The 26,118-nt window shown below is 71.6% G+C and carries 30 protein-coding genes and 3 pseudogenes; 17 read left to right on the top strand and 16 right to left on the bottom strand.

The window, feature by feature from the left end:
- Window positions 1-21: 21 nt before the first annotated feature.
- From ACWCP0_RS16605 to ACWCP0_RS16615, 3 genes are read right to left on the bottom strand one after another with little or no spacing between them, the layout of a single operon-like run.
- On the bottom strand, window positions 22-1,092 hold the full coding sequence (locus ACWCP0_RS16605) for an N-acetylglucosamine kinase (RefSeq protein WP_451079507.1): 1,071 nt from the start codon (window positions 1,090-1,092) through the stop codon (window positions 22-24).
- Window positions 1,089-1,766 carry a uracil-DNA glycosylase gene (locus tag ACWCP0_RS16610; protein WP_451079508.1) on the bottom strand — a complete coding sequence of 226 codons (678 nt, stop codon included), beginning with the start codon at window positions 1,764-1,766 and terminating at the stop codon, window positions 1,089-1,091. The genes ACWCP0_RS16605 and ACWCP0_RS16610 overlap by 4 nt, the downstream gene beginning before the upstream one ends.
- A 35-nt stretch (window positions 1,767-1,801) precedes the next feature.
- Complete coding sequence (locus ACWCP0_RS16615; RefSeq protein WP_451079509.1) at window positions 1,802-2,887, bottom strand: WD40/YVTN/BNR-like repeat-containing protein; 1,086 nt, start codon at window positions 2,885-2,887, stop codon at window positions 1,802-1,804.
- 261 nt (window positions 2,888-3,148) lie between these two features.
- Here ACWCP0_RS16615 and ACWCP0_RS16620 point away from each other — a divergent pair, with 261 nt between their 5' ends.
- Window positions 3,149-3,481: a hypothetical protein gene (locus tag ACWCP0_RS16620; protein WP_451079510.1), complete on the top strand. Its 333-nt coding sequence runs from the start codon at window positions 3,149-3,151 to the stop codon at window positions 3,479-3,481.
- A gap of 387 nt (window positions 3,482-3,868) precedes the next feature.
- Here ACWCP0_RS16620 and ACWCP0_RS16625 read toward each other — a convergent pair whose 3' ends face one another.
- Complete coding sequence (locus ACWCP0_RS16625) at window positions 3,869-4,948, bottom strand: NADH:flavin oxidoreductase/NADH oxidase (RefSeq protein ID WP_451079511.1); 1,080 nt, start codon at window positions 4,946-4,948, stop codon at window positions 3,869-3,871.
- A 137-nt stretch (window positions 4,949-5,085) separates the two neighbouring features.
- Window positions 5,086-5,622, bottom strand: a complete 537-nt coding sequence (locus tag ACWCP0_RS16630) for a MarR family winged helix-turn-helix transcriptional regulator (protein ID WP_451079512.1) — start codon at window positions 5,620-5,622, stop codon at window positions 5,086-5,088.
- A 100-nt stretch (window positions 5,623-5,722) separates the two neighbouring features.
- Here ACWCP0_RS16630 and ACWCP0_RS16635 point away from each other — a divergent pair, with 100 nt between their 5' ends.
- Together ACWCP0_RS16635 and ACWCP0_RS16640 are read left to right on the top strand one after the other, a co-directional pair.
- Entirely contained in the window at window positions 5,723-6,136 is a 414-nt protein-coding gene (locus ACWCP0_RS16635; protein ID WP_451079513.1) for an organic hydroperoxide resistance protein, read from the top strand.
- Between the two features lie 212 nt (window positions 6,137-6,348).
- On the top strand, window positions 6,349-6,699 hold the full coding sequence (locus ACWCP0_RS16640; RefSeq protein ID WP_451079514.1) for an ArsR/SmtB family transcription factor: 351 nt from the start codon (window positions 6,349-6,351) through the stop codon (window positions 6,697-6,699).
- 54 nt (window positions 6,700-6,753) lie between these two features.
- On the opposite strand, the gene ACWCP0_RS16645 is transcribed toward ACWCP0_RS16640, so the two are convergent.
- Window positions 6,754-8,142 (bottom strand): FAD-dependent oxidoreductase, encoded by a 1,389-nt coding sequence (locus ACWCP0_RS16645; protein ID WP_451079515.1) that lies wholly within the window; start codon window positions 8,140-8,142, stop codon window positions 6,754-6,756.
- A gap of 61 nt (window positions 8,143-8,203) precedes the next feature.
- Complete coding sequence (locus ACWCP0_RS16650) at window positions 8,204-8,824, bottom strand: DUF305 domain-containing protein (protein WP_451079542.1); 621 nt, start codon at window positions 8,822-8,824, stop codon at window positions 8,204-8,206.
- Between the two features lie 244 nt (window positions 8,825-9,068).
- Here ACWCP0_RS16650 and ACWCP0_RS16655 point away from each other — a divergent pair, with 244 nt between their 5' ends.
- The gene (locus ACWCP0_RS16655; protein WP_451079516.1) at window positions 9,069-10,583 is read left to right on the top strand and encodes an LVIVD repeat-containing protein; all 1,515 of its coding nucleotides are present in this window, start codon (window positions 9,069-9,071) and stop codon (window positions 10,581-10,583) included.
- Here ACWCP0_RS16655 and ACWCP0_RS16660 read toward each other — a convergent pair.
- From ACWCP0_RS16660 to ACWCP0_RS16675, 4 genes are all read right to left on the bottom strand, one after another.
- Window positions 10,556-11,266 (bottom strand): TetR/AcrR family transcriptional regulator, encoded by a 711-nt coding sequence (locus tag ACWCP0_RS16660; protein ID WP_451079517.1) that lies wholly within the window; start codon window positions 11,264-11,266, stop codon window positions 10,556-10,558. The genes ACWCP0_RS16655 and ACWCP0_RS16660 overlap by 28 nt on opposite strands.
- 162 nt (window positions 11,267-11,428) lie before the next feature.
- Window positions 11,429-12,115 carry a phosphatase PAP2 family protein gene (locus ACWCP0_RS16665; RefSeq protein WP_451079543.1) on the bottom strand — a complete coding sequence of 229 codons (687 nt, stop codon included), beginning with the start codon at window positions 12,113-12,115 and terminating at the stop codon, window positions 11,429-11,431.
- Between the two features lie 39 nt (window positions 12,116-12,154).
- Window positions 12,155-13,090, bottom strand: coding sequence for a M56 family metallopeptidase (locus ACWCP0_RS16670; protein WP_451079518.1), 936 nt, complete (start codon window positions 13,088-13,090; stop codon window positions 12,155-12,157).
- 85 nt (window positions 13,091-13,175) lie between these two features.
- Window positions 13,176-13,733, bottom strand: coding sequence for a DUF5134 domain-containing protein (locus tag ACWCP0_RS16675; protein WP_451079519.1), 558 nt, complete (start codon window positions 13,731-13,733; stop codon window positions 13,176-13,178).
- Between the two features lie 321 nt (window positions 13,734-14,054).
- Between ACWCP0_RS16675 and ACWCP0_RS16680 the strand changes: the two are divergent.
- Window positions 14,055-14,153: pseudogene (locus ACWCP0_RS16680) on the top strand (Ig-like domain-containing protein); the annotation flags it as partial.
- 44 nt (window positions 14,154-14,197) lie between these two features.
- Here ACWCP0_RS16680 and ACWCP0_RS16685 read toward each other — a convergent pair.
- Window positions 14,198-14,584 (bottom strand): VOC family protein, encoded by a 387-nt coding sequence (locus tag ACWCP0_RS16685; protein WP_451079520.1) that lies wholly within the window; start codon window positions 14,582-14,584, stop codon window positions 14,198-14,200.
- Between the two features lie 132 nt (window positions 14,585-14,716).
- On the opposite strand from ACWCP0_RS16685, the gene ACWCP0_RS16690 reads away from it, so the two are divergent.
- Window positions 14,717-15,334, top strand: a complete 618-nt coding sequence (locus ACWCP0_RS16690; RefSeq protein ID WP_451079521.1) for a GNAT family N-acetyltransferase — start codon at window positions 14,717-14,719, stop codon at window positions 15,332-15,334.
- On the opposite strand, the gene ACWCP0_RS16695 is transcribed toward ACWCP0_RS16690, so the two are convergent.
- Together ACWCP0_RS16695 and ACWCP0_RS16700 are read right to left on the bottom strand one after the other, a co-directional pair.
- Window positions 15,324-16,007 carry a glycerophosphodiester phosphodiesterase gene (locus ACWCP0_RS16695; protein WP_451079522.1) on the bottom strand — a complete coding sequence of 228 codons (684 nt, stop codon included), beginning with the start codon at window positions 16,005-16,007 and terminating at the stop codon, window positions 15,324-15,326. The genes ACWCP0_RS16690 and ACWCP0_RS16695 overlap by 11 nt on opposite strands.
- Before the next feature lie 225 nt (window positions 16,008-16,232).
- Window positions 16,233-16,847 carry a PadR family transcriptional regulator gene (locus ACWCP0_RS16700; protein ID WP_451079523.1) on the bottom strand — a complete coding sequence of 205 codons (615 nt, stop codon included), beginning with the start codon at window positions 16,845-16,847 and terminating at the stop codon, window positions 16,233-16,235.
- Between the two features lie 73 nt (window positions 16,848-16,920).
- Here ACWCP0_RS16700 and ACWCP0_RS16705 point away from each other — a divergent pair, with 73 nt between their 5' ends.
- The 8 genes and pseudogenes from ACWCP0_RS16705 to ACWCP0_RS16740 all read left to right on the top strand — a co-directional run bounded on the left by ACWCP0_RS16705 (window position 16,921) and on the right by ACWCP0_RS16740 (window position 23,240).
- Entirely contained in the window at window positions 16,921-18,078 is a 1,158-nt protein-coding gene (locus ACWCP0_RS16705) for an LLM class flavin-dependent oxidoreductase (RefSeq protein ID WP_451079524.1), read from the top strand.
- Window positions 18,075-18,395, top strand: a complete 321-nt coding sequence (locus tag ACWCP0_RS16710; protein ID WP_451079525.1) for a hypothetical protein — start codon at window positions 18,075-18,077, stop codon at window positions 18,393-18,395. Before ACWCP0_RS16705 ends, ACWCP0_RS16710 begins: the two co-directional genes overlap by 4 nt.
- Before the next feature lie 51 nt (window positions 18,396-18,446).
- Window positions 18,447-18,572, top strand: a pseudogene (locus tag ACWCP0_RS16715) (alpha/beta hydrolase); the annotation flags it as partial.
- A gap of 112 nt (window positions 18,573-18,684) precedes the next feature.
- Window positions 18,685-19,083 carry an alpha/beta hydrolase fold domain-containing protein gene (locus tag ACWCP0_RS16720; protein ID WP_451079544.1) on the top strand — a complete coding sequence of 133 codons (399 nt, stop codon included), beginning with the start codon at window positions 18,685-18,687 and terminating at the stop codon, window positions 19,081-19,083.
- Between the two features lie 81 nt (window positions 19,084-19,164).
- Complete coding sequence (locus ACWCP0_RS16725) at window positions 19,165-20,562, top strand: DUF6421 family protein (protein ID WP_451079526.1); 1,398 nt, start codon at window positions 19,165-19,167, stop codon at window positions 20,560-20,562.
- 26 nt (window positions 20,563-20,588) lie between these two features.
- A complete protein-coding gene (locus tag ACWCP0_RS16730; protein ID WP_451079527.1) occupies window positions 20,589-21,347 on the top strand; it encodes an SDR family NAD(P)-dependent oxidoreductase in 759 nt (252 codons plus the stop codon).
- Entirely contained in the window at window positions 21,344-22,423 is a 1,080-nt protein-coding gene (locus ACWCP0_RS16735) for a threonine aldolase family protein (protein WP_451079545.1), read from the top strand. Before ACWCP0_RS16730 ends, ACWCP0_RS16735 begins: the two co-directional genes overlap by 4 nt.
- A gap of 124 nt (window positions 22,424-22,547) precedes the next feature.
- On the top strand, window positions 22,548-23,240 hold the full coding sequence (locus ACWCP0_RS16740; RefSeq protein ID WP_451079528.1) for a B3/B4 domain-containing protein: 693 nt from the start codon (window positions 22,548-22,550) through the stop codon (window positions 23,238-23,240).
- A gap of 39 nt (window positions 23,241-23,279) precedes the next feature.
- On the opposite strand, the gene ACWCP0_RS16745 is transcribed toward ACWCP0_RS16740, so the two are convergent.
- The gene (locus ACWCP0_RS16745; RefSeq protein ID WP_451079529.1) at window positions 23,280-24,002 is read right to left on the bottom strand and encodes a lysophospholipid acyltransferase family protein; all 723 of its coding nucleotides are present in this window, start codon (window positions 24,000-24,002) and stop codon (window positions 23,280-23,282) included.
- A gap of 209 nt (window positions 24,003-24,211) precedes the next feature.
- The gene (locus tag ACWCP0_RS16750; protein ID WP_451079530.1) at window positions 24,212-24,628 is read right to left on the bottom strand and encodes a DUF4395 domain-containing protein; all 417 of its coding nucleotides are present in this window, start codon (window positions 24,626-24,628) and stop codon (window positions 24,212-24,214) included.
- 88 nt (window positions 24,629-24,716) lie between these two features.
- On the opposite strand from ACWCP0_RS16750, the gene ACWCP0_RS16755 reads away from it, so the two are divergent.
- The 3 genes and pseudogenes from ACWCP0_RS16755 to ACWCP0_RS16765 form a co-directional block, all read left to right on the top strand.
- Window positions 24,717-25,130, top strand: coding sequence for a TlpA family protein disulfide reductase (locus ACWCP0_RS16755; protein ID WP_451079531.1), 414 nt, complete (start codon window positions 24,717-24,719; stop codon window positions 25,128-25,130).
- A gap of 208 nt (window positions 25,131-25,338) precedes the next feature.
- Window positions 25,339-25,845: a flavin reductase family protein gene (locus ACWCP0_RS16760; RefSeq protein WP_451079532.1), complete on the top strand. Its 507-nt coding sequence runs from the start codon at window positions 25,339-25,341 to the stop codon at window positions 25,843-25,845.
- Between the two features lie 189 nt (window positions 25,846-26,034).
- A pseudogene (locus tag ACWCP0_RS16765) lies at window positions 26,035-26,118 on the top strand (electron transfer flavoprotein subunit beta); the annotation flags it as partial.

The raw sequence follows: 26,118 nt of genomic DNA on the forward strand, positions 1-26,118 counted from the left end.
ATCCGATGAGTTCGTTAATAACTAGGTGTCCTGGTCTGCGTCATCGGGCGGCGCTGTCACCTGGAGCATGCGAGGGTCGCGCGGCAGCGTCAGCGAGCCGGTCGCGAGGGCGGCGGCGAGGGTCAGTGAACCGTTGAGCGGATCGCCGGCCGCGGACACCGGCCGGGCGTGCGGCAGTTGTGCGGACAGTGCCTCCCGCAGCGGTACGAGAAGGGGGTTGCCCATCTTGAACAGGCCCCCGGTCAGGGCGACTTCGCACGAACCGGCCGACGGCGGCGGACAGACCGCGGCCGCGGCGGCGGCGATGTCGTCGGCGGCCTCGGCGAGGATGCGCGCGGCGACCGGATCGTCCGCCGCGCAGCGGGCGACCTCGGGTGCGAAGGAGGCCAGCAGCGCCGGCCGGTCGGAGCGCGGATAGAGCAGCCCCGGCAGCTCGTCCGCCGGGCCGAACACCGCCTCCAGCCTGGCCAGCAGCGCGGCCGAACCGCCCCTGCGCCCGTCGTGCCCGCGCATGGCCGCCTCCAGGCCTGCACGGCCGATCCACGCGCCGCCGCCGCAGTCTCCGAGCAGATGACCCCAGCCGTCCGCCCTGCGCCAGCCAATGAGATCGGTCCCGATCGCGATCATGCCGGTCCCGGCGGCGACGACCGCCCCCGGCCGCTGCCCGATGGCCCCCGCGTACGCCGTCACGGCGTCGGCGGCGAGCGCCAGCCTGCGCACCCCGAACGCCGCTTCCAGTGCCCGCGGGAGCACGGCCCGCAGCTCGTCCCCGAGCGTGGCCATCCCGGCGGCCCCGATGGCGACGGCGGCCGGCCCGGCGGCTCCGCCGGCGCCACCGTCCGTGCGCGGCGCGGGCGGCGAGTCGCCCGCACCCGTGGAACAGGCACGCTCGAGCAGCGCACGAGCCATCGGCAGCAACTGCTCCAGCAGATGCGCGGCGTCGATCCCTGCGGGGCCGGTACGGACCGGTTCCCGCGAGGCCGTCGTCAGGGCGGACGACGGATCGGCGGCCGGGGCGAGTGCGACCCGCAGACCGGAGCCCCCGGAGTCGACCCCCAGCACCCATCCGCCCACGGCGCCGCCGTCGGTCATGGCAGCCGCCAGTCCACCGGCTGCGCCCCCTGGCGGATGAGCAGTTCGTTCGCCCGGCTGAACGGGCGGGAACCGAAGAAGCCGCGGTCAGCCGACATCGGGGAGGGATGCGCGGACTCGATCGACGGCAGCTCGCCGAGGAGCGGACGCAGATTGCGCGCGTCACGCCCCCACAGCACGGACACCATGGGCTTGCCACGGGCCACCAGGGCCCGGATGGCCTGCTCGGTCACCTCTTCCCACCCCTTGCCGCGGTGCGCGGCCGGCTTGCGGGGAGCCGTGGTCAGCGCTCTGTTGAGCAGCAGCACCCCCTGCCGGGTCCAGGGCGTGAGGTCGCCGTTCGAGGGCCGGGGCAGCCCCAGGTCGGTGTGCATCTCGCGGAAGATGTTCTCCAGGCTGCCCGGCAGCGGCCGCACTTCGGGCGCCACCGAGAAGCTCAGCCCGACCGCATGTCCAGGGGTCGGATACGGATCCTGGCCGACGATCAGGACCCGCACCTCCTCGAACGGCTGCTGGAAGGCGCGCAGGACATGTGCACCCGCCGGCAGATACGTCCGCCCCGCGGCGATCTCCGCGCGGAGGAAGTCGCCCATCGCGGCGATGCGTTCGGCCACCGGACCGAGGGCGTGCGCCCATCCCGGTTCGACAATCTCATTCAAGGGTCGTGCTGCCACGGGGCGTCACTCTACTGGCCCCGCGGAGCGCTCTCTCAACCGACCGTGGCCGCGCGGACACACAGCACATCCGGCAGGTGCGAGGCGAGCTCCTGCCAGCTGTCCCCGTCGTCGGCGCTCGCGTACACCTCTCCGTTGCGGTTGCCGAAGTACACCCCCGCGGGGTCCGCGTCGTCCGTGCACATGGCGTCGCGCAGCACCGTGCCGTAGTGGTCGCCCTCGGGCAGCCCGGCCGACAGGGGCTCCCAGCTGCTGCCCGCGTCGCTCGTACGGTAGACGCGGCAGCGCCGTCCGGCCGGGACACGGTCCGCGTCCGCGGTGATGGGGAACACATAGGCGACGTCCGCCCGGTGCGGATGCGCGGCGACGGTGAAGCCGAAGTCGGAGGGCAGGCCCTCGCCGATGTCGGTCCACTTGGCGCCCGCGTCGTCGCTCCGGTACACCCCCCAGTGGTTCTGGAGATACAGCCGGTCGAGATCGGCCGCGTCCTGCGCGATCTTGTGGACGCACTGGCCGAACTCGGGGTGGGGATCGGGCAGGAAGACCGCCGAGACTCCCTGGTTGGAGGGACTCCAGCCGGCGCCGCCGTCGCGGCTGCGGAACACCCCGGCCGTGGACACGGCGACCGTGACGGCGTCCGGGTCCCGCCGGTCGGTGATCACCGTGTGGACGGCCTCACCGCCGCCGCCCGGCACCCATTTCGCGCGCGTCGGGTGCTCCCACAGCGGTCGCACCAGCTCGAACGTCTCGCCGGCGTCGTCGGAGCGGAACAACGCGGCCGGCTCCGTCCCCGCGTAGACGACGTCCGGCGCCGCCGGGCCCGCCGGGTGGAGCTGCCAGACGCGCTCCAGGGAGGCCCCGGTGTCCTTGGGGAACTTGACCGCGGGCTTCGCCGGCTCGGTCCAGCTCGCGCCCAGGTCGTCGGAGTGGAACACGGAAGGACCCCAGTGCGAGCTGTCGCCGCCGACGAGCAGCCTGGGGACGGGGCGGCGCGTGTCGATCCCGATCGAGTACACCGCCTGCGCGTTGAAGTGGGGGCCGTCGAAGTCCCATCGGCCGCCGCGCCTGCGGCCGATGAAGAGCCCTTTACGAGTGCCTACAGCGAGCAGTACGTCGGTCATGGCCGACACCTCCAGGACGCCGTTGTCAGGGATACGGGCCAGTCTGCACCCGACCACTGACAGCGGACCGTGGTTCGGCACTCCCGGCAGGTCGGCCCGGCAGGTCGGCGCAGGTCGGCCCGGCCGGGCGCGGCGTCGTGACCGGCGCGTTCCCGACCGGGGCGCCCCCATGGGCTTCGTCACCGGTCGGCCTGAGTCCCGGGCGAGCGCAATGTGCTCGTCCGGAACCCGGGCCGCGGGGAGGCAGGAGCGGAAAGGGCGGTGAGCGCGCCGCGCACGGCCCTTGGGCCGCTGGGACGGGCGTGGTGGGGTTTCGATCGTGCGTGCCGCGGGACGCCCCGGCGCCCGTCGCGGCCGCTCGCCCGGGCCGCCGGCCACCCGGTGCTCACCGGGTTGATGGGCGCGCTCTTCCTCGGCGGGACCGCCGCGGTGGGGATCGGCAGGATGCACCGGCAGGTGGTGATCCGGGGCCTGTCCATGGGTGTGTTCACCGGCCTGGTCGCGGTCGTCGAGCGCAAGGGCATGGAGCGCTACGGCTCCCTGCCGAGGGCCGCTGAGGACTCCGCGTGCCCGCCAGAGCGCCGGGAGTACTGAACCCCGGGTGTCCGCTCGGCCCGGCCGGGCCGTCGTCGCCGCGGACGCAGGCGGCCCTCGGTCGCTGCCGCACTCGATCATGAGCGCGATCCGGCGCATGTTCACCCGCGAGTCGCCTTCGCCGATCTCGGCGGCCGGCCGTTCCCTCGTACGCACCGGCACAGCCCGCCTCACCGGTCGCCTGGCCGGCCGGTGCAGCGACCTCGGCTGCCAGGTCGGCCTCCAACCCGCGCAGGCCCGTCGAAACCCGATGGCCTGCACCGACCGGGGGTGCCCTGTCGGTCTCGTCAACCGGTCGGGTGCGTCGGGGCTGGTGGAAGGTGCCGTCGCGGAGCATCGCGAGGAGCGACCCCGTCCGGCGCCGGTACGCGTGCCGCCGTACGCCCGTCAGACCGAGCGGTGGTACTGCTCAGGGACCCGGACGCGGCCCCCGAGCTCGTGCGCCGCCCGGCGCGCCCACGACGGGCTGCGCAGCAGCTCGCGGCCGAGCAGCACCGCATCGGCCTCGCCGTTGGCGACGATCTTCTCGGCCTGCTCCGCCTCGGTGATCAGCCCGACGGCCGCCACCGGCAGTCCTGTCTCAGCCTTCACCCGGGCGGCGAACGGCACCTGGTAGCCCGGGCCGACCGGAATCCGTACCCGCGCGGCGTTGCCGCCGGACGAGACGTCCAGGAGGTCGACGCCGTGGTCCTTCAGCAGCGCAGCGAAGCGCACCGTCTCGTCGGCCGTCCAGCCCTTGTCCTCGAGCCAGTCCGTGGCCGAGATCCGGAAGAACAGCGGCAGGGCTTCGGGCCACACCGCCCGTACGGCGTCGACGACTTCGAGCGCGAGCCGGGTGCGGTTCTCGAAGGAGCCGCCGTACTCGTCCGTGCGGTGGTTGCTGTGCGGGGAGAGGAACTCGCCGAGGAGATAGCCGTGCGCGCCGTGCACCTCGACGACCTCGAAGCCCGCGTCCAGCGCGCGCCGCGCGGCGTCGGCGAACTGACCGACGACCTCCGCGATCTGACCGGTGGTCAGCGCATCGGGGACCGGGTGCCCTTCGTCGAAGGCCACCGGGCTCGGCCCGAGGGGCTGCCAGCCGCCCGCGCCGGGACCGACCGGGGCGCCGCTCTCCCACGGGCGGCCGGTGGATGCCTTGCGGCCGGCGTGCGCGATCTGGACGCCGGGGACGGTGCCCTGCGCCTTGAGGAAGCCGGTGATCCGGCGGAAGGCCTCGACCTGGGTGTCGTTCCAGATGCCCAGGTCGTGCGGGCTGATCCTGCCCTCGGGGGAGACCGCCGTGGCCTCGGTGAGGATCAGTCCGGTGCCGCCGGTCGCGCGGGCCGCGTAGTGGGCGAAGTGCCAGTCGCCCGGGACGCCGGCATTCGGTCCGTCCGCCTCCGCGCTGTACTGGCACATCGGCGCCATCCAGACGCGGTTGGGCATGGTCAGCGACCGAAGGGTGTACGGCTCGAACAGGGCGCTCACGGCGGACTCCATTCACGACGGGGCCGAAGTAGGTCCTCGTACGATACCCATCGTAGTACGGCAGTTGTCAAACTACGAGGCTCCTCGTACAAAGCCGTCCGGTCCGCCGTCGGCCGGCATTTGCCGACCGTCGGCCGTCAGTCCGCGTCGGTGTCCGGATCCGTGCCTGTCCCCGCGTCCGTCCCTGCGCAGGCCGACCAGTCGTCGAGGTCCAGATCGGCCGCGTCGAGCTTGGCGGTCAGGGCCGCCAGCCGCTCCTGCAGATCGCCGATCTCCGCGAGGGTCAGTCCGGTGGCCGCCGCGATCCGCTGCGGAACGAGGACGGCCTGCTCCCGGAGCGCCGTGCCCTGCTCGGTGGTGCGCACGGTGACGGAACGCTCGTCCTCCGTGCTGCGCCGGCGCTGCACGAGGTCGAGCGCCTCCAGTCGCTTCAGCAGCGGGGAAAGGGTGCCGGAGTCCAGGCGGAGGCGGGCTCCGATCGTCTTGACGGGAAGCTCGCCGTGCTCCCAGAGCACCAGCAGTACCAGGTACTGCGGATACGTGATCCCCAGATCCTTGAGGATCGCCCGGTAGACGCCGTTGAAGGCGCGCGAGGCCGCGTGCAGCGAGAAGCAGATCTGGTGGTCGAGGCGGAGGATCTCCGCTTCCCACGTGGCGTCCGGTGTCGTCTTCATGGGCTCCAGGGTACCTATCACTCGCGCCATTGAGTTGTGCACAACTGAATTGTGTGCTGTAGTTGCCCCTGCCAGACCCCATCGACAGAGGGATGTCCCGATGAACGCGCTGTACACCGCCGTCGCCACCGCCAACGGCCGCGAGGGGCGCGCCGTCAGCTCCGACGGCCGCCTCGACCTGGCCCTGGCCCCACCCGCCGCCCTGGGCGGCAGCGGCGAGGGCACCAACCCGGAGCAGCTCTTCGCGGCCGGTTACGCGGCGTGCTTCGCGAGCGCCCTCGGCCTGGTCGGGCGCCAGGCCAAGGTCGACACCAGTGAGATCTCGGTGACCGCCGAGGTCGGCATCGGCAAGGACGAGGACGGCGGCTTCTCCCTCACGGCGACGCTCCGCGTCGAGCTGCCGGAGGCCCTCGCGGGCGAGACCGGTGAGCTGCTGGTGAAGCAGGCCCACCAGGTCTGCCCCTACTCCAAGGCGACCCGCGGCAACATCCCGGTGGAGCTGATCGTCGAGTAGTCGCCACGGCGGCGCGCCCCGATGCGACGAACCGGTGACGTGGACCGCGCGTCCCGGGGCGAGGCAGGGGAAGGCGTGGCGGTGCGGTGCCCGGTCGGCCGGGCGCCGCACCCGCGTCGCCCGTCGGCCCTCGCCCCCGGCGCGGCCCGTCGCCCTGGGGCAAACTACGACGGGTCTCGTACGATGGAGGCCCCGGATGAAGTGGAGCCGCCGTGACCACCGCGACCAGCCCCCGCGCACTCGCCCACCCCGCGCGCGAGGAGATCCGCCTGGAAGGTGTGCTTCACGCGCTGTCCGACCCGATACGGCTGCGGGTGGTACGGGAGCTGGCGACCGCGGCGGACGAACTGTCCTGTTCGTACATCGACCTGCCGGTCACGAAGTCCACGACCACGCACCACTTCCGCGTGCTGCGCGAGAGCGGTGTGATCCGGCAGATCTACCGGGGCACGGCGAAGATGAACAGGCTGCGCCGCGACGACCTGGACACCCTGTTCCCCGGCCTCCTCGACAGCGTTCTCGCCGCGGCCGCCCGCGAGGCGGGCCGCCTCGGCACCGACTGATCCGTCCCGGGTGACCGGGCGCCTGGGTCACCCTCCCGGATCACCGTTCCTGGATCAGGCCGCCGGCTCCTTCGGCGCCGACTCCACGCCCGCCGCCGCCTCGAGCAGACCCGCCCAGTCGGCGATCTTCACCGAGCGCCGCCCCAGCGACCTGCCCAGCGCCGCCTCGGCCTCCTCGATCGCCTCCCAGCCGGGCCACTCGACGGGCCGGTGCCCCAATTCACGCAGCGCCTCGAGCGGTTCGCCGACGAGCGGACGGGCCGACAGCTCGGCGGCGTCCGCGAGCAGGGACGTCACCGTCTCCTTGGCGCACGGCCGGTTGGTGCCGATCACCCCGGTGGGGCCGCGCTTGATCCATCCCGCCACGTACTCGCCCGGTGACCGGACGCCGTCCCGCAGCACCCGTCCCGCCTCGTGCGGCACGGTTCCCCGCGCCGCGTCGAACGGCAGCCCCTCCAGTGGCACTCCGCGGTAGCCGACCGCCCGCAGCACCAGCTGTGCCTCGATCTCCTCGTACGTCCCCGTGCCGCGCACGCCGCCCGAGCCGTCGGGAACCGTCCGTTCGAAACGCACCGCCGCGACCCGCCCGTCGCCCTCCAGAAGCTCCACGGGCCGCAGGAAGAACCGCAGATGGATGCGGCGCGAGCGCTCGCCCGCAGCGTCCGGCGCCGACGGCCCGGCGGCCCAGCCCCGCACGACGTCGACGTTGCGCCGGTTCACGGCGGGCAGCCCCGACGGGTCCGCGTACCCGGGATCCAGCCCGAGATCCGACGGCTCGACGGCGACGGCGGCGTCCGGCAGCCCGCCCAGCTCCCGCAGTTCCTTGGTCGTGAACTTGGCCTGTGAAGGGCCGCGCCTGCCGACCATGTGCACCTCGCGCACCCCGCTCTGGGCCAGTGCGTCGAGCGCGGCATGCGGCACATCGGTCGGAACCAGCTCCGCCGCGCCGCGCGCGAGGATCCGCGTCACGTCCACGGCGACATTGCCGACCCCGATCACCACCGCCGACCGGGCGCGGCCGAGCGCGAAGCGCTCGGCCGCGGCGTCCGGGTGCGCGCTGTACCAGGACACGAAGTCGGTGGCCGAGCAGCTGCCGGGCAGATCCTCGCCCGGCACCCCGAGCCTGCGGTCGCGCGCTGCCCCGACGCAGTAGACGACCGCGTGGTAGAGCTCGAGCAGCCGCGCGGGCCCCGGCCCGGTCGCGCCCACCTCGATGTTGCCGATGAAGCGGATGTGCTCGTCCTCCAGGACCTTCCGGAGGTTGTTCTGCAGCGACTTGATCTTCTCGTGGTCGGGCGCGACTCCGTATCTCACCAGCCCGTACGGACAGGGGAGACGGTCCAGCACGTCCACACGGACGTCCGGGACCAGGGACTGCTGGACGAGGGCCTGAGCGGTGTACACCCCGCTCGGGCCAGAACCGACGACGGCGACTCGAAGCACAGCTGCGCTCCTTCCCGCAGGGTGCTTCCAGGATTGCACCTGGGAGGGCGCCCGGGGAGGCTCACATCGCGCGCATACGGTTGATCTCTGCCGTCTGCTGTGCGATCACATCATTGGCCATTTCCTCCACCTGGACGTTGTTGCCCTGCGCGAGAACGTCGCCGGCCATGGTGACCGCGCCCTGGTGGTGGGTGATCATCAGCTTCAGGAAGAGTTCGTCGAAGGCCTTCCCACGTGCCGCGCGCAGCTGGTCCAACTGTGCCTTGGTGGCCATTCCGGGCATGGCGGCGTGATCGTGGGCGCCGTGACCGTCCCCGCTCTTCCCGTCCTTCCCGCCGCCGTTGCTTGTCAGCCAGCCCTGCATCGCCCCGATCTCCGGCTGCTGCGCCGCCGTGATGCGCTCGGCGAGCCGCTTGACCGGCTCGCTGCCCGCGCGTTCCGGCACGAGGGTGGTCATCTCCAGGGCCTGGGTGTGATGGATGATCATCATCTGGGCGTATGTGATGTCGGCCGAGTTGGGACTGTTGTCGGGCAGCGCCTTCTTGGCCTCCTCCGCCGACAGCGTCTTCGCCGGCTCGCCCGGTTTCCCGGGTGCGACCACGGAAGGACCCCCGTCGCCCTTGGCCTCGGCCGTGCCGCCCGACCCCGACTCGCAGGCGCTCAGGGCGAGTAGGGCGGCCATCGCCGCCGCGGCGATCGCGGTTCTGCCGGCGGGGCCGGATCTACGGCGGAGCAACACAGCAACCTCCTGGAGCGCTTGGGGTGGTCAGCGAGTCGTCGGTGATCGTACTAGCACGCTTGCACGGCTCATTGATCAAAATCTTTCATTACGACTCTGTTTCCATCTGTTGGAATGGGCATGCAAAGGACGATACTGCCGGGGTCCAAGAACCGTTCAACTTCGAACGGAGACAAGGGAGGACGCAGTGATCTCGTTGCACACCACCCGCGTGCGGCGCAGACGTCTGGGCGTGGCAGCAGCCGCGGCCGGGCTGCTCGCCACACTGTTGACGGCCGCACCCGCGGCCGCCATCCCCGACCCCGGGGACACCCCGACCCCGGGGACGGTCTCCTCGGCCCAGCGCGCCGACGCCCAGGCAGCCGTGGCGAACGGCGAGATACCCGGCGTGGACGAGATCGTCCACAGCGACAACATCCGGCCCCTGGTCAACATCCCCAAGGATGCTCTCCCGGGTACCAACTCCGACCTGGCGTTCCAGGGCAAGTACGCCTTCGCCGGCAACTACGACGGCTTCCGGATCTTCGACATCAGCAACCCGAGGGCCCCGAAGACCGTCTCCCAGGTCCTCTGTCCCGGCTCGCAGAACGACATTTCCGTCTCCGGGAACCTGCTCTTCCTCTCCACCGACTCCTCGCGCAGCGACAACTCCTGCAACAGCGTCTCGCAGCCCGCGACCGAGAAGTCCTCCTGGGAGGGCATGAAGATCTTCGACATCAGCGACAAGCGCAACCCGAAGTACGTCGCCGCTGTCGAGACCGCGTGCGGTTCGCACACCCACACCCTGGTGCCCGAGCGCCGCAACGTGTATGTGTACGTCTCCTCGTACTCGCCGCGTGCGGAGTTCCCGGACTGCCAGCCGCCGCACGACGGGATCTCCGTCATCAAGGTGCCGCGCCACGCCCCCGAGAAGTCCGCGATCGTGAACTTCCCGGTGCTCTTCCCGGGCGAGGGACCGGACGGCGGCGGCAACCCCGGCGCTCCGACGAACCCGGGTGTCTCCAAGACGACGGGCTGCCACGACATCACCGTGCTGCCGTCGAAGGACCTCGCGGCGGGCGCCTGCATGGGTGACGGCATCCTGTTCGACATCGACGACCCGGAGCACCCGAAGGTCATCGACCGGGTCCAGGACAACGTCAACTTCGCGTTCTGGCACTCGGCGACGTTCAACCAGCGCGCCGACAAGGTCGTCTTCACCGACGAGCTGGGCGGCGGCGTCGGTGCCACCTGCAACGCGGCGGTCGGTCCGAACCGCGGCGCGGACGGCATCTACGACATCGTCGGCAAGGGCGACAAGCGCAAGCTCGTCTTCCGCAGCTACTACAAGATCGACCGTCACCAGGCGGACACCGAGAACTGCGTGGCCCACAACGGGTCGATCATCCCGGTCAAGGGACGCGACATCATGGTCCAGGCCTGGTACCAGGGCGGCGTCTCGGTGTGGGACTTCACCAACTCGGCCGAGCCGAAGGAGATCGCCTTCTTCGAGCGCGGTCCGGTCTCCACCACCCAGAACATCACGGCCGGCTCGTGGTCGGCGTACTACTACAACGGCTACATCTACTCCAACGACATCGCCAAGGGCTTCGACGTACTGAAGCTCGACGACCGTCGCACGGACCCGGCGGAGCGCATCCGGATGGACGAACTCAACGTACAGACCCAGCCGGACTACTTCGACGACTTCGACGACGACTGATCCGACGACTGATCCGACGAGAACCGGTCCGGCGGGGTCCGATCCCCGTCCGGATCCTCGTGAGCGTGACGCGTCCCGCCGGGCGGCTCATCGCCCGGCGGGACGCCGAGCTCCCAGTCCAGCCCGTACCGCTGGAACAGCTCCGCCCGCAGCCGCTCCAGCGGCATCGGCGCACCCGGCAGCGCCACCGCGAACACCGCGCCCATGAGCAGGGCGCGCAGCAGCGGATAGTCGGTGTCCACGTCCTGCGCGCCGTACCGCTCCACCGTGTCGCGCAGCAGGAACGCCAGCCGCTGCTGCTCCGGGCACTGGACGAACCCCTCGGCCTGCAGAATGCCCGCCATGTGGGCCCGCATCAGCACCGGCCGGTCCACCGCCAGCCCCAGCACCGCGTCGATCGCCCGCGCCAGCCGCTCCCGGCCGTCGTCCGTGCGCGGCTCGCGCTCCAGCGCCGCCTCCAGCGTCAGATGCATCATCCGGTGGACCGCCGACTGGAAGAGCTGCCGTTTGCCGGGGAAGTAGTACGAGATCAGACCGCGCGCCGAACCCGCGCGGTCCGCGATGTCACCCAGCGTCGTCGCCTCGTAGCCGCGCTCCCCGACGAGGTCCACGGTCGCCTGCAGCAGGCGCTCCCGAGAACGCCGACGGAGCTCTTCATTGACCGATGCGCTCCGCGGGGACATGCTTAACTCCTGCGTTGACTGGCTCCGAGCCAATATACTCAGCGCTGACCACTCCGGTGCACTTACGTGCCTGGTCAGCGGGGTGACCGGCCCGACCGGGCGACGCGGGGGATCGCCCGGTCCGGTCGGCGTCGTGCTGCCCGGAATCCGGTGCACCGTCCGTCATTCCGCGTCTCCGGGCGACCGGAAGGTGAACCGTTCGTACGACGCCGCGGCCAGGGCCACGAGACACGCCCCCAGCAGCCAGCCGGCCACGACGTCCGTCAGCCAGTGCACCCCGAGGTAGATCCGGGTGAAGCCCACCCCGAGCACCGAGACGGCGCACACCAGCACCGCGGCCCACCACAACCGTGGCCCCACGCCCTGCCGGCCCAGCAGCCACAGCAGCAGCCCGAGCGTCACCATCGCGGTCATCGCGTGCCCGGAGGGGAACGCGGCGTAGTTCGCCGAATCCACCGGGTCCTGCCAGTGCGGCCGCTCGCGGCCCAGCGCCCACTTCACGACCTGCTGCAGGGCGGTGCCCAGCGCGCTCGCAGCGGCCACCCAGAGCGCCAGCAGAGCCGCCCTCCGTAACAGCAGCAGCACGACCACGGCGGCGATCAGCAGCCGCATCGTCCACGGGTCCCAGACCCAGTCGGTGAACACCCGGTTGACGTGCGTGAACCCCGGCTCGGCGAGCGCCGAGCGGTGCAGCTCGTCGGCGATCGTGACGTCCAGGGTCATCAGCGGCCCCCACGCCGCGCCGACCAGCACCAGCAACAGCGCGGCCAGGCCGGCGGTCAGCGAGGCCGTACGGGCGGGGGAGGGAACCGGGGTGCGCGGCCGCGGGGGCCGGGTGGGGCGATGCATACGCATACGGAGATCCTTGCCGACGACCACCGCTGCGGGCTATCCCAGAGCGCGCAGACCCGGCACGAATGCCACGAGCAGCGGTACGACGGGGACCAGCGCCGCCGCCGCGGTCAGCCCCAGCCGGTGGCCCGCGGCCAGCCGCGGGACCGGTGCCAGCAGTCGGTTCACCCGCTTCGGCAGCTGCGCGTCCGGCGCCGGACCGGGGCCGAACACTCCGCGGTGCTCGTTCAGTTCCACCAGCGCCAGCGCGATCGTCAGCCGGCCGAACCGCCGCGAGGCCACGTCGTCCGCGGCCAGCTCCACCAGCCGGTGCATCTCGTCGCGGAACGCGGCGAACACCGGCACCTGCGGAAAGCCGTTCGCCAGGGCCGCCGAGCAGTGCAGCAGCCAGTCGTGCCGGGCCCGCGCATGCCCCTGCTCATGGGCCAGCACCGCATCGAGCTGACGGCCTTTCAGGCGCCGCAGCGCCGCAGTGGTGACGACCAGCTGGGGCGCCGCGCCCGGCAGCCACCAGGCGTCGGGCCGCTCGCCCTCCAGCAGCACCAGCGGCTCACTGCCCGGCCCCTCGCCCGGCAACAACGGAGCACGCACCAGCAGTTCCGCCCTGCGCCGTCTGCGCCGCGCGTGCGCCCGGTGGATCTCCCGGGTCAGCATCGCGGCCGTCCACAGCCCTCCGCACGCCAGCAGCACGGCGAGCACCGCCGACCACGGTCCGTGCGCAGCCAGCGCGTACGCCTCCACCACCGAGTTCGGCGCGGGCGCGAACACATGGCCACGCACCGCCTGCCAGGCCGCCGCCGCGCTGAACGTCATCGAGAGCCCGAAGCTCAGCAGCACCGCGGCCACCACGCACTGCCACACCCACAGCGCCACCACCGGCTCGCGCTCCGGCCAGTCGGCCCGCGCCATCAGCCGCGGGGCCACCACGGCGGCAAGTGCGCCGAGCGACAGCAACGCGAGGGAGACCCACATACCGGCCAGCCTATGAGCGCGGTACTACCCCCGGGTACGGTCTCGCGCGTCAAGTGACGTACGCCACGATTGCACCGAGTGTGGCTCACACGGTGAGCAGCATGGCGACCATGGCCACGCCCATCGACACCCTGCAGGCCAGCGCCAGCTCGGGCCGCGCGCCCCACGCCACGGTCCCGCCGGCCGCGGCCGAGGCCACCGGCACCAGCCGCGCCCCCGCACGCAGCACGAACACGGCGAAGTAGACGAGCAGGGCCCCGGTCAGCAGCGGCACCCCGCCGGCCCGGCCGTGCCCGGAATGGCCCCCACCGCCCGGCGCCATCGCCAGCGCCATGTACACCATGGCCAGCGACCCCACCAGATGGTGCAGATGATGCCCCGCGCCCGACGGCAGCCGCGCCGCCCACAGGGCCCGCAGCGCCGCAGCGCCGAAGACGGCCGCGTACACCAGCCAGGCCCACGGCGGTGGCGGTACGACGGCGGCGGGCACCGCCATCGCGGCCATCCCGAACCCCATCACCGCCTCGCCGCCCGCCGCCCCGCGCGCCTCATCGGGACCGCTGCGCACGCGCAGCAGACAGTACGCACCCGACGCCGCGCACAACGCGACGAGCAGCCAGCCCGACATCGCCGGTCCGTGCACCGAGCACCTCCCCGCTCGACGGTGTCGAGGGGGTGATGCCCGCGCCGCGCACGGCGCATACGAGCGCACAGGCGTACACGGGGCGCTCGGGACGGCGGGGGCCGGTGACGCGGCGTCCGAGGGCACGTCTTTCGGACTTGTCGAGCTCGCGTGCACTGACACGCGCTACCCCCGGAGCTTCGCCCGGGGGTACCCCCATCTGCGTTGTCGTCGGTCACCGACTCCCCCGTAACCCTTCGGGCACGGGCGGTACCCCCCACCGCGTTCGATGTCCGCCTCCGGCTGCACCTGCACGCACCGCTGTGACATCAACCGCTCCGTGGCGGCGACCGGCTCGACTTCCGCCCGGAGAAGTACTGGGCGGCGGGTACGAAGGCGACGGTCAAGCTCAACCTGGACGGCGTCGAGGGCCGGCCCGGGGGGCCGCTCGCCGATCCGGCCCGATCCACGAGGCGAGGCAGGCCCTACGGCCGGTGCCGCAGCGGATGGTCCTCGGGCACCTCGACCACCGCGATGCGCACCCCGTCCGGGTCGGTCAGCCACATCTCGACGAGTCCCCACGGCTCTCGCTGCGGGGGCCGCTCCACCGTCGCCCCGTGCGACACCACATGCCCGTACGCCGCCTTCGCGTCCGAGACCTGGAGCCACAGCGCGATTCCGGGTGCGGGCGGGGTCTGCGAGCGTCCGGAGAGCTCCAGGAAGCCCCCGCCGAGGAAGTAGACCGTGCCCCGGTCCGGGCCGGTGCCGAACTCTCGGTAGATCTGCAGGCCGAGTACGTCCTCGTAGAACCGCCGGGACCGCTCGGGATCGGTCGGCCGCAGAAGGATGCGGCTGCTCAGCACGTGCATCATGGTCAGCACAGTAGACCGCGGCGGCGTCCGCGTTAGGCTCCTCGGGACCGCGCCTTCGCGCATGTGCCGCGCGTGGGCAGCGTGTACGCGCGTGTGCAGCGTGTACGAGGAGAGAGAACGGAGACCCGCACCATGGAGACCGCCCCGTCCCGGCACCCGGCCGAGCTCACCTTCCGCGACGCCGCCGAGGCCGATGTGCCGGCGCTCGTCGAGCTGATCGAGTCGGCCTACCGAGGGGATGCCAGCCGGGCGGGCTGGACCACGGAGGCGGACATCCTGGACGGGCAGCGCACCGACCCGCAGGGCGTCCGCGAGGTCATCACGGCGGCCGGCAGCCGACTGGTCGTCGTGGAGTGCGACGGCGAACTGATCGCCTGCTGCCAGTTGGAGCACCGGGGCGACGCCGCGTACTTCGGCATGTTCGCCGTACGACCGGAGCTGCAGGGCGGCGGCCTCGGCCGGCGGATCATCACCGAGGCCGAGCGCATCGCGCACGAGTCCTGGGGCGTGAGCGAGATGCACATGACCGTCATCTCGGTGCGTGACGAGCTCATCGCCTGGTACGAGCGGCGCGGCTACCGCCGTACGGGAAGGATGACGCCCTTCCCGTACGGCGACGAGCGCTTCGGCGTCCCGCAGCGCGACGGCCTGCAGTTCGAGCTCCTGATGAAGCCCCTCGACCGAGGAGTCCTCCGGGGACACCGCAGGGGAGCCGCGGGGGAGCCGGCCGGAGGATGCGTCAGGCCGTGAAGCGCCCGGTGCGGCGGATCTCGGGGAAGTCGGTGGTCGCGCCGTCGAGTTCGAGGGCGCGCACCAGCCGCAGATGGTCCAGGGTGTTGACGACCCAGCCGATGACCTTGAGACCCTCGCTGTGGGCGTGCTCCACGGTCTCCAGCGTCAGCCGGCGGATGTTCAGCGCGAGGGTGGTGGCGCCCACCGCCTGTGCGCGCTCCACCAGATCGCTCTCCCAGCGGCCGGCGATGAGGGCCGTCCGCACCCCCGGCACCAGCGTGGCGATCTCCTTGACGGCGTCGTCATGGAAGGACGACACCTCGACCCGGCCCACCAGATCGCGCTTGTGCATCACCACGGCGAGCGCCCGCGCCGCCGCGATGTCCTTGATCTCCGCCTGGAGCGGCGCGCTCACGGCGTCCAGGACCTCCTCGAAGAGGGGGATGCGCTCGCCCTGACCCGCATCGAGCTCCCTCAGCTCGGCGAGGGTCTTCTCGGCGATCGGTCCGGTGCCGTCGGTCGTTCGGTCGACCTCCGCGTCGTGCATGACGACGAGTGCGCCGTCCTTGCTCAGATGGAGATCCAGCTCGATGGCATCCATACCCTCCCGCTGGGCACGGACGAAGGAACGGAGAGTGTTCTCCGGCTCTACACCCATGACCCCGCGATGACCGATGGTGAGGAAACTCAAGATCTTCTCTCTTCCGTCGTCTTGTCGGGTCGTCGCCTTCGGGGCGCTGCAGGCCACGCGTCCCTCGGCTCCGGCGGCTCGGCCCCCGTGCGGCAACTGGTACCCCACGCGGCACGGCCGCAGCCTAACGGCCGCCGTGCCGGGCGGACCCGGTCGTGCACAAGCCCGCGGAGCGTGCGGGAACGGGCCGGAGCGGGCTGTTCCGCGGGCCGCGGGCTCACCGCTTCACCCGCGAGTGGGCGCGTCCCCCGGACCTTGACGGAGCCGCTCCAGGTCGTTCAGCAGCGCCTCGGCCAGCTCCAGCTCGGCGAGATGGTGCCGCTCGCTCCACCGCAGCGCCACCTGCGGATGCGCCCAGTCGTCCACGCCCTCGGCCCTGGCCAGTGCGGCCCGTACCTCCTTCAACTCGGCCCTCGTGCGGTCGATGTGGTCGTCGACGAGCGCCCGCAGCCTTTCGGGCGCGGCCAGATGGCCCAGCCACACCCTCAGCACCAGCGGGTGCTTCAGGACGGGCGGGCCCGCGTCCCCGTCGGCCCCGGCCCAGTCGGCGAGCGCGGAGCGGCCCGCCTCGGTGATCGCGTACCGGCGCTTGGCGCGGGGCTCCTCCGGTCCCGAGCGCTGCGAGGTGATGTGGCCCAGGCCCTCCAGCCGCCGCAGTTCCGCGTAGATCTGGCTGATCGCGGGCGACCAGTAGAAGAAGCGCAGCGAGGCGTCGGCCCACTTCTTCAGCTCGTAACCGGTGCGCTCACCGGGGAACGAGAGCAGCCCGAGCACGGCCCACGCCGTCGCGGGCAACTCCGCCGCGGACGGGCGCCGTCGTATGTCTTGCTTCTTCGGCATCTGACGACTAGCCATATGGCGAATTGAAGTAGCGGCAGCCCACAGGAAGCAACCCGTCGTGAGGTGATCCCTGGTGAAGTTCTCGGTCATCTTCGAGGCCCAGCTCGCCGATCCGACCGTCGAGCGCGAGCACCAGGTCATCCGTGACTGCGTCGAACAGGCCGTGCTTGCCGAGGAGATGGGCTTCGACCGGATCTGGGCCGTGGAGCACCACTCCCTCAAGTGGTACGCCCACATGTCCGCGCCGGAGATCTTCCTCACCTGGGTGGCGGCGAAGACCACGACCATCCGCATCGGTCATGGTGTCGTCTGCATGCCCTTCCACTTCAACCACCCCGCCCGCGTGGCCGAGCGGGCCGCGATGCTCGATCTGCTCTCCGGCGGCCGGCTCGACCTCGGCGCCGGGCGCGGCGGTACCGATCAGGAGACCTCGCTGTGCGGCGTCGACAGGAGCCGTACGGCGCAGGAGGTCGAGGAAGCGCTGCGGATCATCGGCAGGGCCTGGCAGGAGGACGAGCTCGCCTACGAGGGCGAGTTGATCAGGATCGATCCGCATCCGATCCTGCCTCGTCCACGCCAGGCGCCCCATCCGCCGCTCTTCCTCGCCTGCAGCCGCACCGAAACCCTCACCCAGGCCGCCGAGTTCGGCATCGGCGCCCTGGTGATGGGCTTCGCGGGGCCCGATGCGATCGCCGGGATGCGCGCCGCGTACGACGCGGCCGTCGCCGCCCGCGACGGCTCCCGCCTCGTCTCCACCGTCGTCAACGACCATTTCTCGGTGCTCTGCCCGACGATCGTGCTGGACGACCGGGACGAGGCGCGGCGCATCGGCATTCGCGGGCAGCGGTTCTTCGCCCAGTCGATCGGGCACTGGTACGGCGGCACGGGCATACCCGACGAGGCGGTGACCTCCGGCGCGGACGAGGCGGCGGCGATGCGCAGCGCGGCGGAGCAGGTCGTCGCCCGGCTGCACGAGCACCGCATCCCCGTGCGCCCGACGGCCACCGCCACGTTCAACGCCGATCACGCCTACGGCACGGCCGACGACGCCATCGCCTACGTGGAGCGGCTGCGTGACGCCGGCGCCGACGAGATCATGTGCCTGGTCCAGATGGGGACGGTGCCGCAGGAGGCCTGTCTGGAGACGCTGCGGCAGTGGGGCGAGAAGGTCATCCCGCACTTCACGGGCACGGAGAGCCGGCATGACAGGGCCATGGAGGGCAGGCGGTGACCCCGGAGCCGCCCCCAGGGGCCGACCGCCTCGCCGCCGAGGCCCGCCCTTGGGCGGACGCGATGGCCGCGGTCTTCCCCGACGTCGGGGGCGCGGTCACCGACGCCGTGGAGGCCCGGCGCATTCTCGCCGCGGCCACCGCCCCGCCGGTCCCGCTGCCGCCGGTGGGCGCGGTCAGGGACCGCACGATCCTCGAGCGGGCGGGCGCGCCGGTCGTTCCCGTACGGATCTACGAGCCCGCGTCCCGGCGCGCGGCGTGCCCGACCGTCGTCTTCCTCCGCGGCGGCGGCTTCACCCGCTGCGGCCTCGACACGTAGGAGCGCACGTGCCGCGCCCTGTGCCGCGCCGCGGGGGCCGTCGTCGTCTCCGTGGATGACCGGCTCGCCCTCGAGGCGCCCCTCGCCGCGCCGGTGGAGGACGCGCACGCGGCGCTCGTCCGGGCGGCCGGCCACATCGGTGCGCTCGGCGGCGACGCGGCTGCGCCGGTGGTCGCGGGCGACAGCCCGGGCGGCACGCTCGCCGCCGCGAGCGCTCTCCTCGCACGCGACCGCGGCGGCCCGGCCCTCCGCCCTCCAGGTGCTGGTCCACCCGGCCACCGATGCGGCCATGGACACGGACTCGTACCGGACAACGCGCGCGGCTACTACCTCACCGCCGCGCATCTCGCCTCGTTCTGGGCGCAGTACCTGGACCCGGACGGCGACCCGGCCCATCCGCTCGCCTCACCTCAGCGGGCCCCGCCCGGAGGGCCTACCGCCCGCGTACGTCGTCACGGCAGGCTGCGACCCGCTCCGCGACGAGGGGCGGGCGTACGTCACGACGCTTCGGGATGCGGGGGTCCCGGCCGTCGGTGCAGACTTCCCTGAGATGTTCCACGGCTTCCTGGCGCTCAACGGGGAGCTCGAGGCCGCCCGGCGGGCGCTCCGCGGTGTGGCCGAAGCCATCGCCTCGATATCGGGGTCCGACAGCAAAATCTGCGGCGACCACGGGGGCGCGGCAGGATAATTTCCCATGGTCACACTTGTACGGAAGAACTACGCATGGATACGGTGTCTTGACGCGAGGTTCTCCCGTGGAGGAAGTGACATGACGGAAATTCTTGTGCAGGATGCTGCTGGTGGGGACATAGCCACTGCGGAGCGAGTGGTCGATCACCCGGCGTGGCGGACGCTCAAGAACGCCGTCGGGGAGATCCGGCCCTGGCAGTCCAAGGACGGCTCGATCGACTTCGACGCCGAGGGCGCCCCGGTGCGCGCCGCCGCCGAGTACGCCGTCGAGCGCCTGACCGCTGCGATCGAGGAGCTCTCCCCGCTGCTCCCGCACGACGCCGCGTACCACCGCGCGCTCGTAGCCGATCTGCAGAAGTGGGCCGACAGCGCCTTCGACGTGCCGGACTTCCTGGACTCGCTCCTCGCCTTCCAACCCGCCGCGAACCGCGTGGACGGCCTTCAGCACCTGGTCGTCTTCCCCATGTACACGCAGAACGGCAACCCGGACCGCAATCTCGAAGCGGTCGTGCTGCGCATGGTCTGGCCGGACTGGCTCGCCGACCTGGAGGCCACCCGCTACGACAACCCGCTCTTCTGCGGGATCACCTTCGAGGACTTCACCGCCGGGTACGACACCAACTCGGCCGTCCTGTTCCCCGAGACCATAGCCGTGCGCGAGGCCCCCGAGCGGTTCAGCTGGGGCGGCATCTTCTGCGACCGCGAGGCCGCCCGCTTCCGCCGTGTCACGGCCGCGGCGGTGGAGCTCCTCGGCATCGAGCTTCCCGACGACATCGCCGTGATGGTCCACGACCAGGGGCGCTGCGAGAAGGCCTTCGTCCTCTGGGACATGGTCCACGACCGCACCCACAGCCACGGCGACCTGCCCTTCGACCCGTTCATGATCAAGCAGCGCCAGCCGTTCTGGATGTACGGCCTGGAGGAGCTGCGCTGCGACCTCACCGCCTTCAAGGAGGCCGTGAAGCTCGAGGCCGAGGGCAACCCGCACGGCCGCGACGTGCAGTACGCGGTGCTGTTCGACCGCATGTTCCGCTTCCCGGTCACCGGCGACCGTGTCCGCAACTACGACGGCCTCGGCGGCCAGCTGCTCTTCGCGTACCTGCACAAGCACGACGTGGTCCGCTGGACCGACAACAAGCTGAGGATCGACTGGGAGCGGGCCCCGCAGGTCACCAACCAGCTCTGCGCCGAGATCGAGAAGCTGTACCGGGACGGCATCGACCGCCCCAAGCTGGTCCACTGGTTCAAGGCGTACGACCTGGTCGCCGACTACCTCGCCCCGCACCCCGGCTCCCGCTGGGCCAAGGGTCCCGACGCCCTGGACGTCTCCCAGCCGCCGCGCAAGCTCGTGGACGACGTGCTTCCGGACGAGTTTCCGCTCAGCATGTTCTATGAGGCGCTCTCCAAGAAGCTGAAGGACGTGATCGCCTCCACCAAGGGGATCACTGCCGACGCAGCTGAGCGGGTCGCCGCGTGAGCTCTCGCACGGAGGAGACGACCACTATGAACTCGAACGGCAATGGCGGAGTGCTGGACGGCGCCGTGATCGCGGTGGCCGGTGCCGCAGGCCCGGCCGGCCGCGCCACCCTGCTGCGCCTCGCGGAGGCCGGGGCGGTCGTCGTGGGCGCCGACGCGGACACCGAGCGCCTCGCCGAGGCGGTCGACGCCGCCCGGTACGCGCACGGCGGCGCGACCGTCACCGGGGACACGGTCGACCTGCTCGATCCGGCTGCCGCGCAGGACTGGGCGAACCAGACCGAGAAGGAGTTCGGCCGCATCGACGGTCTCGTCCATCTCGTCGGCGGCTGGCGCGGCAGCGCCACCTTCGCCGAGACGAACCTCGCGGACTGGGACCTGCTGGACAAGCTGCTGATCCGCACCGTCCAGCACACGTCGCTCGCCTTCCACGAGGCGCTGAAGCGCAGCGACCGGGGCCGCTTCGTGCTGGTCAGCCAGTCCGGCGCGACCAGGCCCGCCGAGGGCAACGCCGCCTATGCCGCGGCCAAGGCCGCCGCCGAGGCCTGGACCCTGGCGCTCGCCGACTCGTTCAGGAAGGCTGGGGGCGAGGAAGGCCCGCGCACGGCGGCTGCCATCCTGATCATCAAGGCACTGGTGCACGACGCCATGCGCGCCGAGCGCCCGAATGCGAAGTTCGCGGGCTTCACGGACGTCAAGGAACTGGCCGAGGCCATTGCCGGAGTCTGGGACCGGCCCGCCCCGGAAGTGAATGGACAGCGCCTGTGGCTGACCCCCAAGCCGTGATCCCGGCGAAGACCGTTCGCACGGATGCCCGCCGCCACCACGACCCCGACGTCCGGGGCTTCGCGAGCGACAACTACGCGGGCGCGCACCCGGAGATCCTGGCCGCCCTCGCCCTGGCCAACGGCGGCCACCAGGTCTCCTACGGCGAGGACGACTACACGGACCACCTCCAGCGGATCATGCACAGCCACTTCGGCTCCGGCGCCGAGGCGTTCCCGGTCTTCAACGGCACAGGGGCCAATGTCGTCGCCCTCCAGGCGCTCACCGACCGCTGGGGGGCGGTGATCTGCGCCGAGTCCGCGCACATCAACGTCGACGAGTGCGGGGCGCCCGAGCGGGTCGGCGGGCTCAAGCTGCTGACGGTGCCGACGCCCGACGGCAAGCTCACGCCCGAGCTGATCGACCGGCAGGCGTACGGCTGGGACGACGAGCACCGCGCCATGCCGCAGGTGGTCTCGATCACCCAGAACACCGAGCTGGGCACCGTCTACACGGTGGACGAGATCCGCGCGATCGTCGAGCACGCGCACGGCCTCGGCATGAAGGTCCATCTCGACGGGGCCCGGATAGCCAACGCCGCCGCGTCGCTGGACGTGCCCATGCGCGCGTTCACCAACGCGGTGGGCGTGGACGTCATCTCGTACGGCGGCACCAAGAACGGCATGCTCTTCGGCGAGGCCGTCGTCGTCCTGAACCCGGACGCCGTCAGCCACATGAAGCACCTGCGCAAGCTGTCCATGCAGCTCGCCTCCAAGATGCGCTTCGTCTCCGTGCAGCTGGAGGCGCTGCTCGCGAAGGACCTGTGGCTGCGCAACGCCCGGCACTCCAACGCCATGGCCCAGCGCCTCGCCGAGGGCGTACGGGCGGTGGACGGCGTCGAGATCCTCCACCCGGTCCAGGCCAATGCGGTCTTCGCGCGCCTTCCGCACGACGTGAGCCGGCGGCTGCAGCAGCGCTTCCGCTTCTACTTCTGGGACGAGTCGGCCGGCGACGTGCGCTGGATGTGCTCCTTCGACACCACGGAGGACGATGTGGACGCCTTCCTCCAGGCGCTGAAGGAAGAGATGGCCCGGTAGCAGGGCCGCCGCCCGGGAACGGGGCACGAAAGGTCAATGAAGTGGACTGCGCAGTGCCGTATGATGGACTGCGCAGTCCTTTCCGTCGCGCTCCGAAGCGCTGAACGCCGAAGCAAGGCAGACGATGACCCTCACGCTCACCGTGTCCGACGAGGTGCGCAGCCTCGTACCCGGCTTCACCCATCTCGTGATCGAGGCCCATGGCCTGGTCAACGGTCCAAGCAGCGAAGCGAGTTCGGCGCTCCTCGACGATGCCGCGCGCCGGCTCGCCGAGCGGCTGGACGGCCGCGCACCGCACGAGGCCCCGCACATGACCGCCTGGCGCGCGGCCTACAGCGCCTTCGGCGCCAAGCCGTCCCGCACGCGCAACTCCGCGGAGGCGCTTGCCAGGCGCGCGCTCGCCGACGGCGGCCTGCCGCGCATCAACCTGCTCGTGGACGCCTACAACGCGATCAGCGTGGCCCATCTGATCCCGGTCGGCGGCGAGGATCTGGACCGTGTGCAGGGCGGCATGCGTCTCGTGCGCGCGACCGGCGACGAACCGTTCGTCACCGCCGCGGCGGGCGAGGAGACGGTGGAGCACCCGGAAGCGGGCGAGATCGTCTGGTGCGACGACGAGGGCGTCACCTGCCGGCGCTGGAACTGGCGCCAGGGCCCGCGCACCCGGCTCACCGAGGAATCGGTGAACGCGATCTTCCTGCTGGAGTCGCTCGCGCCCATGACGACCGGCGAGCTCGAGGCCGCGGGCGCCGAACTCGCCGAGTCGCTGGAGAAGCTGAGCCCCGGGGCACGGATCACCGTCCACACCCCGAAGTGACGTTTCTGCTCGTCGGCCCGGCTCCGGACGACGAGCCGCTCAGCTGGCCTCGCGGACCTCGGCCGGGGTCGGCGCCGTGCCCCCGAGGTGCGCGGGCACCCACCAGGTGTCGCTCGGGTCCTTGGGGCGTACGGGATAGGCGCGCTGGGCCGCCTCCAGCAGCTCCTGCACCCGCTCGCGCAGCCGACGGCTGATCGCGCCCGCGTACTGGTCGGTGGGCGCCTCGACCGGCTCCCCGACCCGGATGGTCACCGGGATGTGGCTGCGCCTGAGGTTCTTCGGCCGTCCCTTGGTCCACAGACGCTGGGTGCCCCACAGCGCCATCGGGATCAGCGGCACCCCGGCCTCCTGGGCGAGGCGCGCCGCACCCGACTTGAAGCTCTTCAGCGTGAACGATTGGGAGATCGTGGCCTCCGGGAAGACCCCGATGATCTCGCCGGCACGCAGCGAGTCCAGCGCGTGCGCATACGCCGCCTCGCCCTGCGAGCGGTCCACCGGGATGTGCTTCATCCCGCGCATCAGCGGACCCGAGATCCGGTGCCGGAACACCGAGTCCTTCGCCATGAAGCGGACCAGCCGCTTCTGCGGCAGCGCCGCCAGGCCGGAGAAGATGAAGTCGAGGTAGCTGATGTGGTTGCTCACCAGCACCGCCCCGCCGGAGCGCGGAATGTTCTCCGAACCCTTGGTCTCGATCTTCAGGTCGAGCGCCTTGAACATCGTGAGAGCGGCGCCGACGACCGGCCGGTAGACGAGCTCTGCCATGTGTGGGGAGACCCTTCCTTACTGTGCCCCGGGGAGGGGTTCGCCCGGCGGAAGTTACGCAGCCGTAGGTTTTCGGCATTGGGCAGATCGTGCCCCATGCGCGGCGTAACGGCCAGTCCTTGGGCCGTCGCACGGAGAGATTCTCGTCACGTCGCGTCACCTCGTGGCTCCCGACACGCGGTCATCCCGTTCACGACGCGCTCAACAGATCAGCCGCGCGCCGCCGTTGCCCGGCGGAGCAGCACGTACATCTCGCAGCCGAGGCAGTACGAGAAGGCGGCGTTCAGAAACGCCGCGGCCAGCGCGCACGCGGTGGCCGCCATCCCCAGCCACTCGGGCCCCCAGACGTAGCCGACGAGCCCCAGCAGGGCGAAGCCGAGCCCGACGGCCTGCGCGAAGCGCGGCGGAGCAGGGGACTCCAGCTCCGTGGGCGGGCCGATCCGCGGCCTGACGACCGTCCGGAAGAGCCATCCGTACGGGGAGCGCTGGACGCCGGCCACGGCCCCGACCGCGAAACACAGCGCCTGCCAGGCGAGCAGGATCCCGCTGGAGGTGATGAGAACGGCCGCGAGTACGACGGTGGTCACGGCGGCGCCGAAGCGAGGCCCTCTGACGTCGATGTCCATGCGGCCCAGGATCCCGCAGGACACGCGGAGAGCGGGGGCGGGAATCTTTGCGATCCTGTGAACGCTGGAAGGGAGTCGGGAGGGAACCATGACCGGACTTGTGGTGTGTGCGGTGGTCCTCGCGGTGGCGGGGGCCTTCGGTCTGCTGCACCGGAGGAACAACGGGAGGCTGAAGGTGCGCGGGCGGGACGAGGAGCGCAGGCTCGGCGCGGCCGATCTGGGGGCGGAGCTGGGGGAGCGGGCCACGCTCGTGCAGTTCTCCAGCGCCTTCTGTCAGCCCTGCCGGGCGACCCGGCGGACCCTTGCCGAAGTGGCGGGCATGGTCGGCGGCGTGGCCCATGTGGAGATCGACGCCGAGGAGCGGCTCCCGCTGGTGCGCGAGCTGGAGATCCTGAGGACGCCCACCGTGCTGGTGCTCGACGCGTGCGGCCGGATCGTGCGGAGGGCGTCGGGACAGCCCCGTAAGGCCGATGTGATCGCGGCGCTCGGCGAGGCGGTGTGAGCGGGGCGTGGGCGTGTCGTGACACAGCTCGCATCGCTCAGGGCCCACTTGACTGCACCTGCCAACAATCGTCAGTCTGACGAGGTGCCACGACGACTCCTTCTCTTCGGCCGGCCCCATGTGGACCTGGCCCGCAACGCGAGCGCGCGCTGTCCGGGTGCCTGAGCGACCACGGACCCGTACGCGACCACCGCAGAAGGACGACTCCATGACGGCTTCGCCCGACCTCGGCACCCCTCAGCTGGCCTCTCCCGATCTGCTCCGCTCCGTCTTCCGGCAGCACGCGGCAGGGGTCGCCGTCATCACCGCCCGGGGTGAGCGCCCCGTCGGCTTCACGGCTACCTCGCTCACCTCCGTCGCGGCCGAGCCCCCGCTGATCTCGTTCGGCGTCGGCACCACCTCGTCCAGCTGGCCCGTCGTCTCGCGGGCCGAGCACATCGGCGTCCACATACTCGGCGAGCACCAGCGCGAGCTGGCGGCGACCTTCGCGCGCAGCGGCGCCGACCGCTTCGCGCCGCCCACCCAATGGCGTACCGGACCGGAGGAAGTTCCCGTCCTGGACGGGGTGCTGGCGTGGCTGGTCTGCCGGGTCGTCGCCCGGGTGCCGGCGGGGGACCATCGCATTGTCGTCGCCGCCGCCGTCGCCGGGGACCGGGCCGGTGCCGGCCGCCCGCTCCTCTATCACCAGGGCCGCTTCAACGCGCTCAGGGACTGAGAGTTCCCGACTACGCAGCGTTGGCAAGGTCACAGTTCCAAGCGCTTGCTCAGTGGGTACGCAGTAGGTGTACTGGCGAGTAATATTTCGTTCGGAGCGCCGGTCGCCCCGACCGGAAACCCCGCCTTCAGGCGCCTATGCTGCCTGCACAAGGCAGCTCAGAAATGACGATGCAGTAGGAGAGCCGGCGTGAGCTTGAGGATCGTTGTCTGTGTGAAGTATGTGCCCGATGCCACCGGTGATCGGCATTTCGCGGATGATCTGACGGTCGAT

The sequence above is a fragment of the Streptomyces sp. NPDC001970 genome, from assembly GCF_053594115.1.

What these genes read in the sequence shown, in the direction of transcription:
- ACWCP0_RS16605 (WP_451079507.1), bottom strand. Translation starts at nt 1,092, where the DNA reads ATGACCGACGGCGGCGCCGTGGGCGGATGGGTGCTGGGGGTCGACTCC.
- ACWCP0_RS16615 (WP_451079509.1), bottom strand. Translation starts at nt 2,887, where the DNA reads ATGACCGACGTACTGCTCGCTGTAGGCACTCGTAAAGGGCTCTTCATC.
- ACWCP0_RS16630 (WP_451079512.1), bottom strand. Translation starts at nt 5,622, where the DNA reads ATGAAGACGACACCGGACGCCACGTGGGAAGCGGAGATCCTCCGCCTC.
- ACWCP0_RS16635 (WP_451079513.1), top strand. Translation starts at nt 5,723, where the DNA reads ATGAACGCGCTGTACACCGCCGTCGCCACCGCCAACGGCCGCGAGGGG.
- ACWCP0_RS16650 (WP_451079542.1), bottom strand. Translation starts at nt 8,824, where the DNA reads ATGGCCGCCCTACTCGCCCTGAGCGCCTGCGAGTCGGGGTCGGGCGGC.
- ACWCP0_RS16660 (WP_451079517.1), bottom strand. Translation starts at nt 11,266, where the DNA reads ATGTCCCCGCGGAGCGCATCGGTCAATGAAGAGCTCCGTCGGCGTTCT.
- ACWCP0_RS16665 (WP_451079543.1), bottom strand. Translation starts at nt 12,115, where the DNA reads ATGCATCGCCCCACCCGGCCCCCGCGGCCGCGCACCCCGGTTCCCTCC.
- ACWCP0_RS16670 (WP_451079518.1), bottom strand. Translation starts at nt 13,090, where the DNA reads ATGTGGGTCTCCCTCGCGTTGCTGTCGCTCGGCGCACTTGCCGCCGTG.
- ACWCP0_RS16685 (WP_451079520.1), bottom strand. Translation starts at nt 14,584, where the DNA reads ATGATGCACGTGCTGAGCAGCCGCATCCTTCTGCGGCCGACCGATCCC.
- ACWCP0_RS16690 (WP_451079521.1), top strand. Translation starts at nt 14,717, where the DNA reads ATGGAGACCGCCCCGTCCCGGCACCCGGCCGAGCTCACCTTCCGCGAC.
- ACWCP0_RS16700 (WP_451079523.1), bottom strand. Translation starts at nt 16,847, where the DNA reads ATGCCGAAGAAGCAAGACATACGACGGCGCCCGTCCGCGGCGGAGTTG.
- ACWCP0_RS16720 (WP_451079544.1), top strand. Translation starts at nt 18,685, where the DNA reads ATGGACACGGACTCGTACCGGACAACGCGCGCGGCTACTACCTCACCG.
- ACWCP0_RS16725 (WP_451079526.1), top strand. Translation starts at nt 19,165, where the DNA reads ATGACGGAAATTCTTGTGCAGGATGCTGCTGGTGGGGACATAGCCACT.
- ACWCP0_RS16730 (WP_451079527.1), top strand. Translation starts at nt 20,589, where the DNA reads ATGAACTCGAACGGCAATGGCGGAGTGCTGGACGGCGCCGTGATCGCG.
- ACWCP0_RS16740 (WP_451079528.1), top strand. Translation starts at nt 22,548, where the DNA reads ATGACCCTCACGCTCACCGTGTCCGACGAGGTGCGCAGCCTCGTACCC.
- ACWCP0_RS16745 (WP_451079529.1), bottom strand. Translation starts at nt 24,002, where the DNA reads ATGGCAGAGCTCGTCTACCGGCCGGTCGTCGGCGCCGCTCTCACGATG.
- ACWCP0_RS16750 (WP_451079530.1), bottom strand. Translation starts at nt 24,628, where the DNA reads ATGGACATCGACGTCAGAGGGCCTCGCTTCGGCGCCGCCGTGACCACC.
- ACWCP0_RS16755 (WP_451079531.1), top strand. Translation starts at nt 24,717, where the DNA reads ATGACCGGACTTGTGGTGTGTGCGGTGGTCCTCGCGGTGGCGGGGGCC.
- ACWCP0_RS16760 (WP_451079532.1), top strand. Translation starts at nt 25,339, where the DNA reads ATGACGGCTTCGCCCGACCTCGGCACCCCTCAGCTGGCCTCTCCCGAT.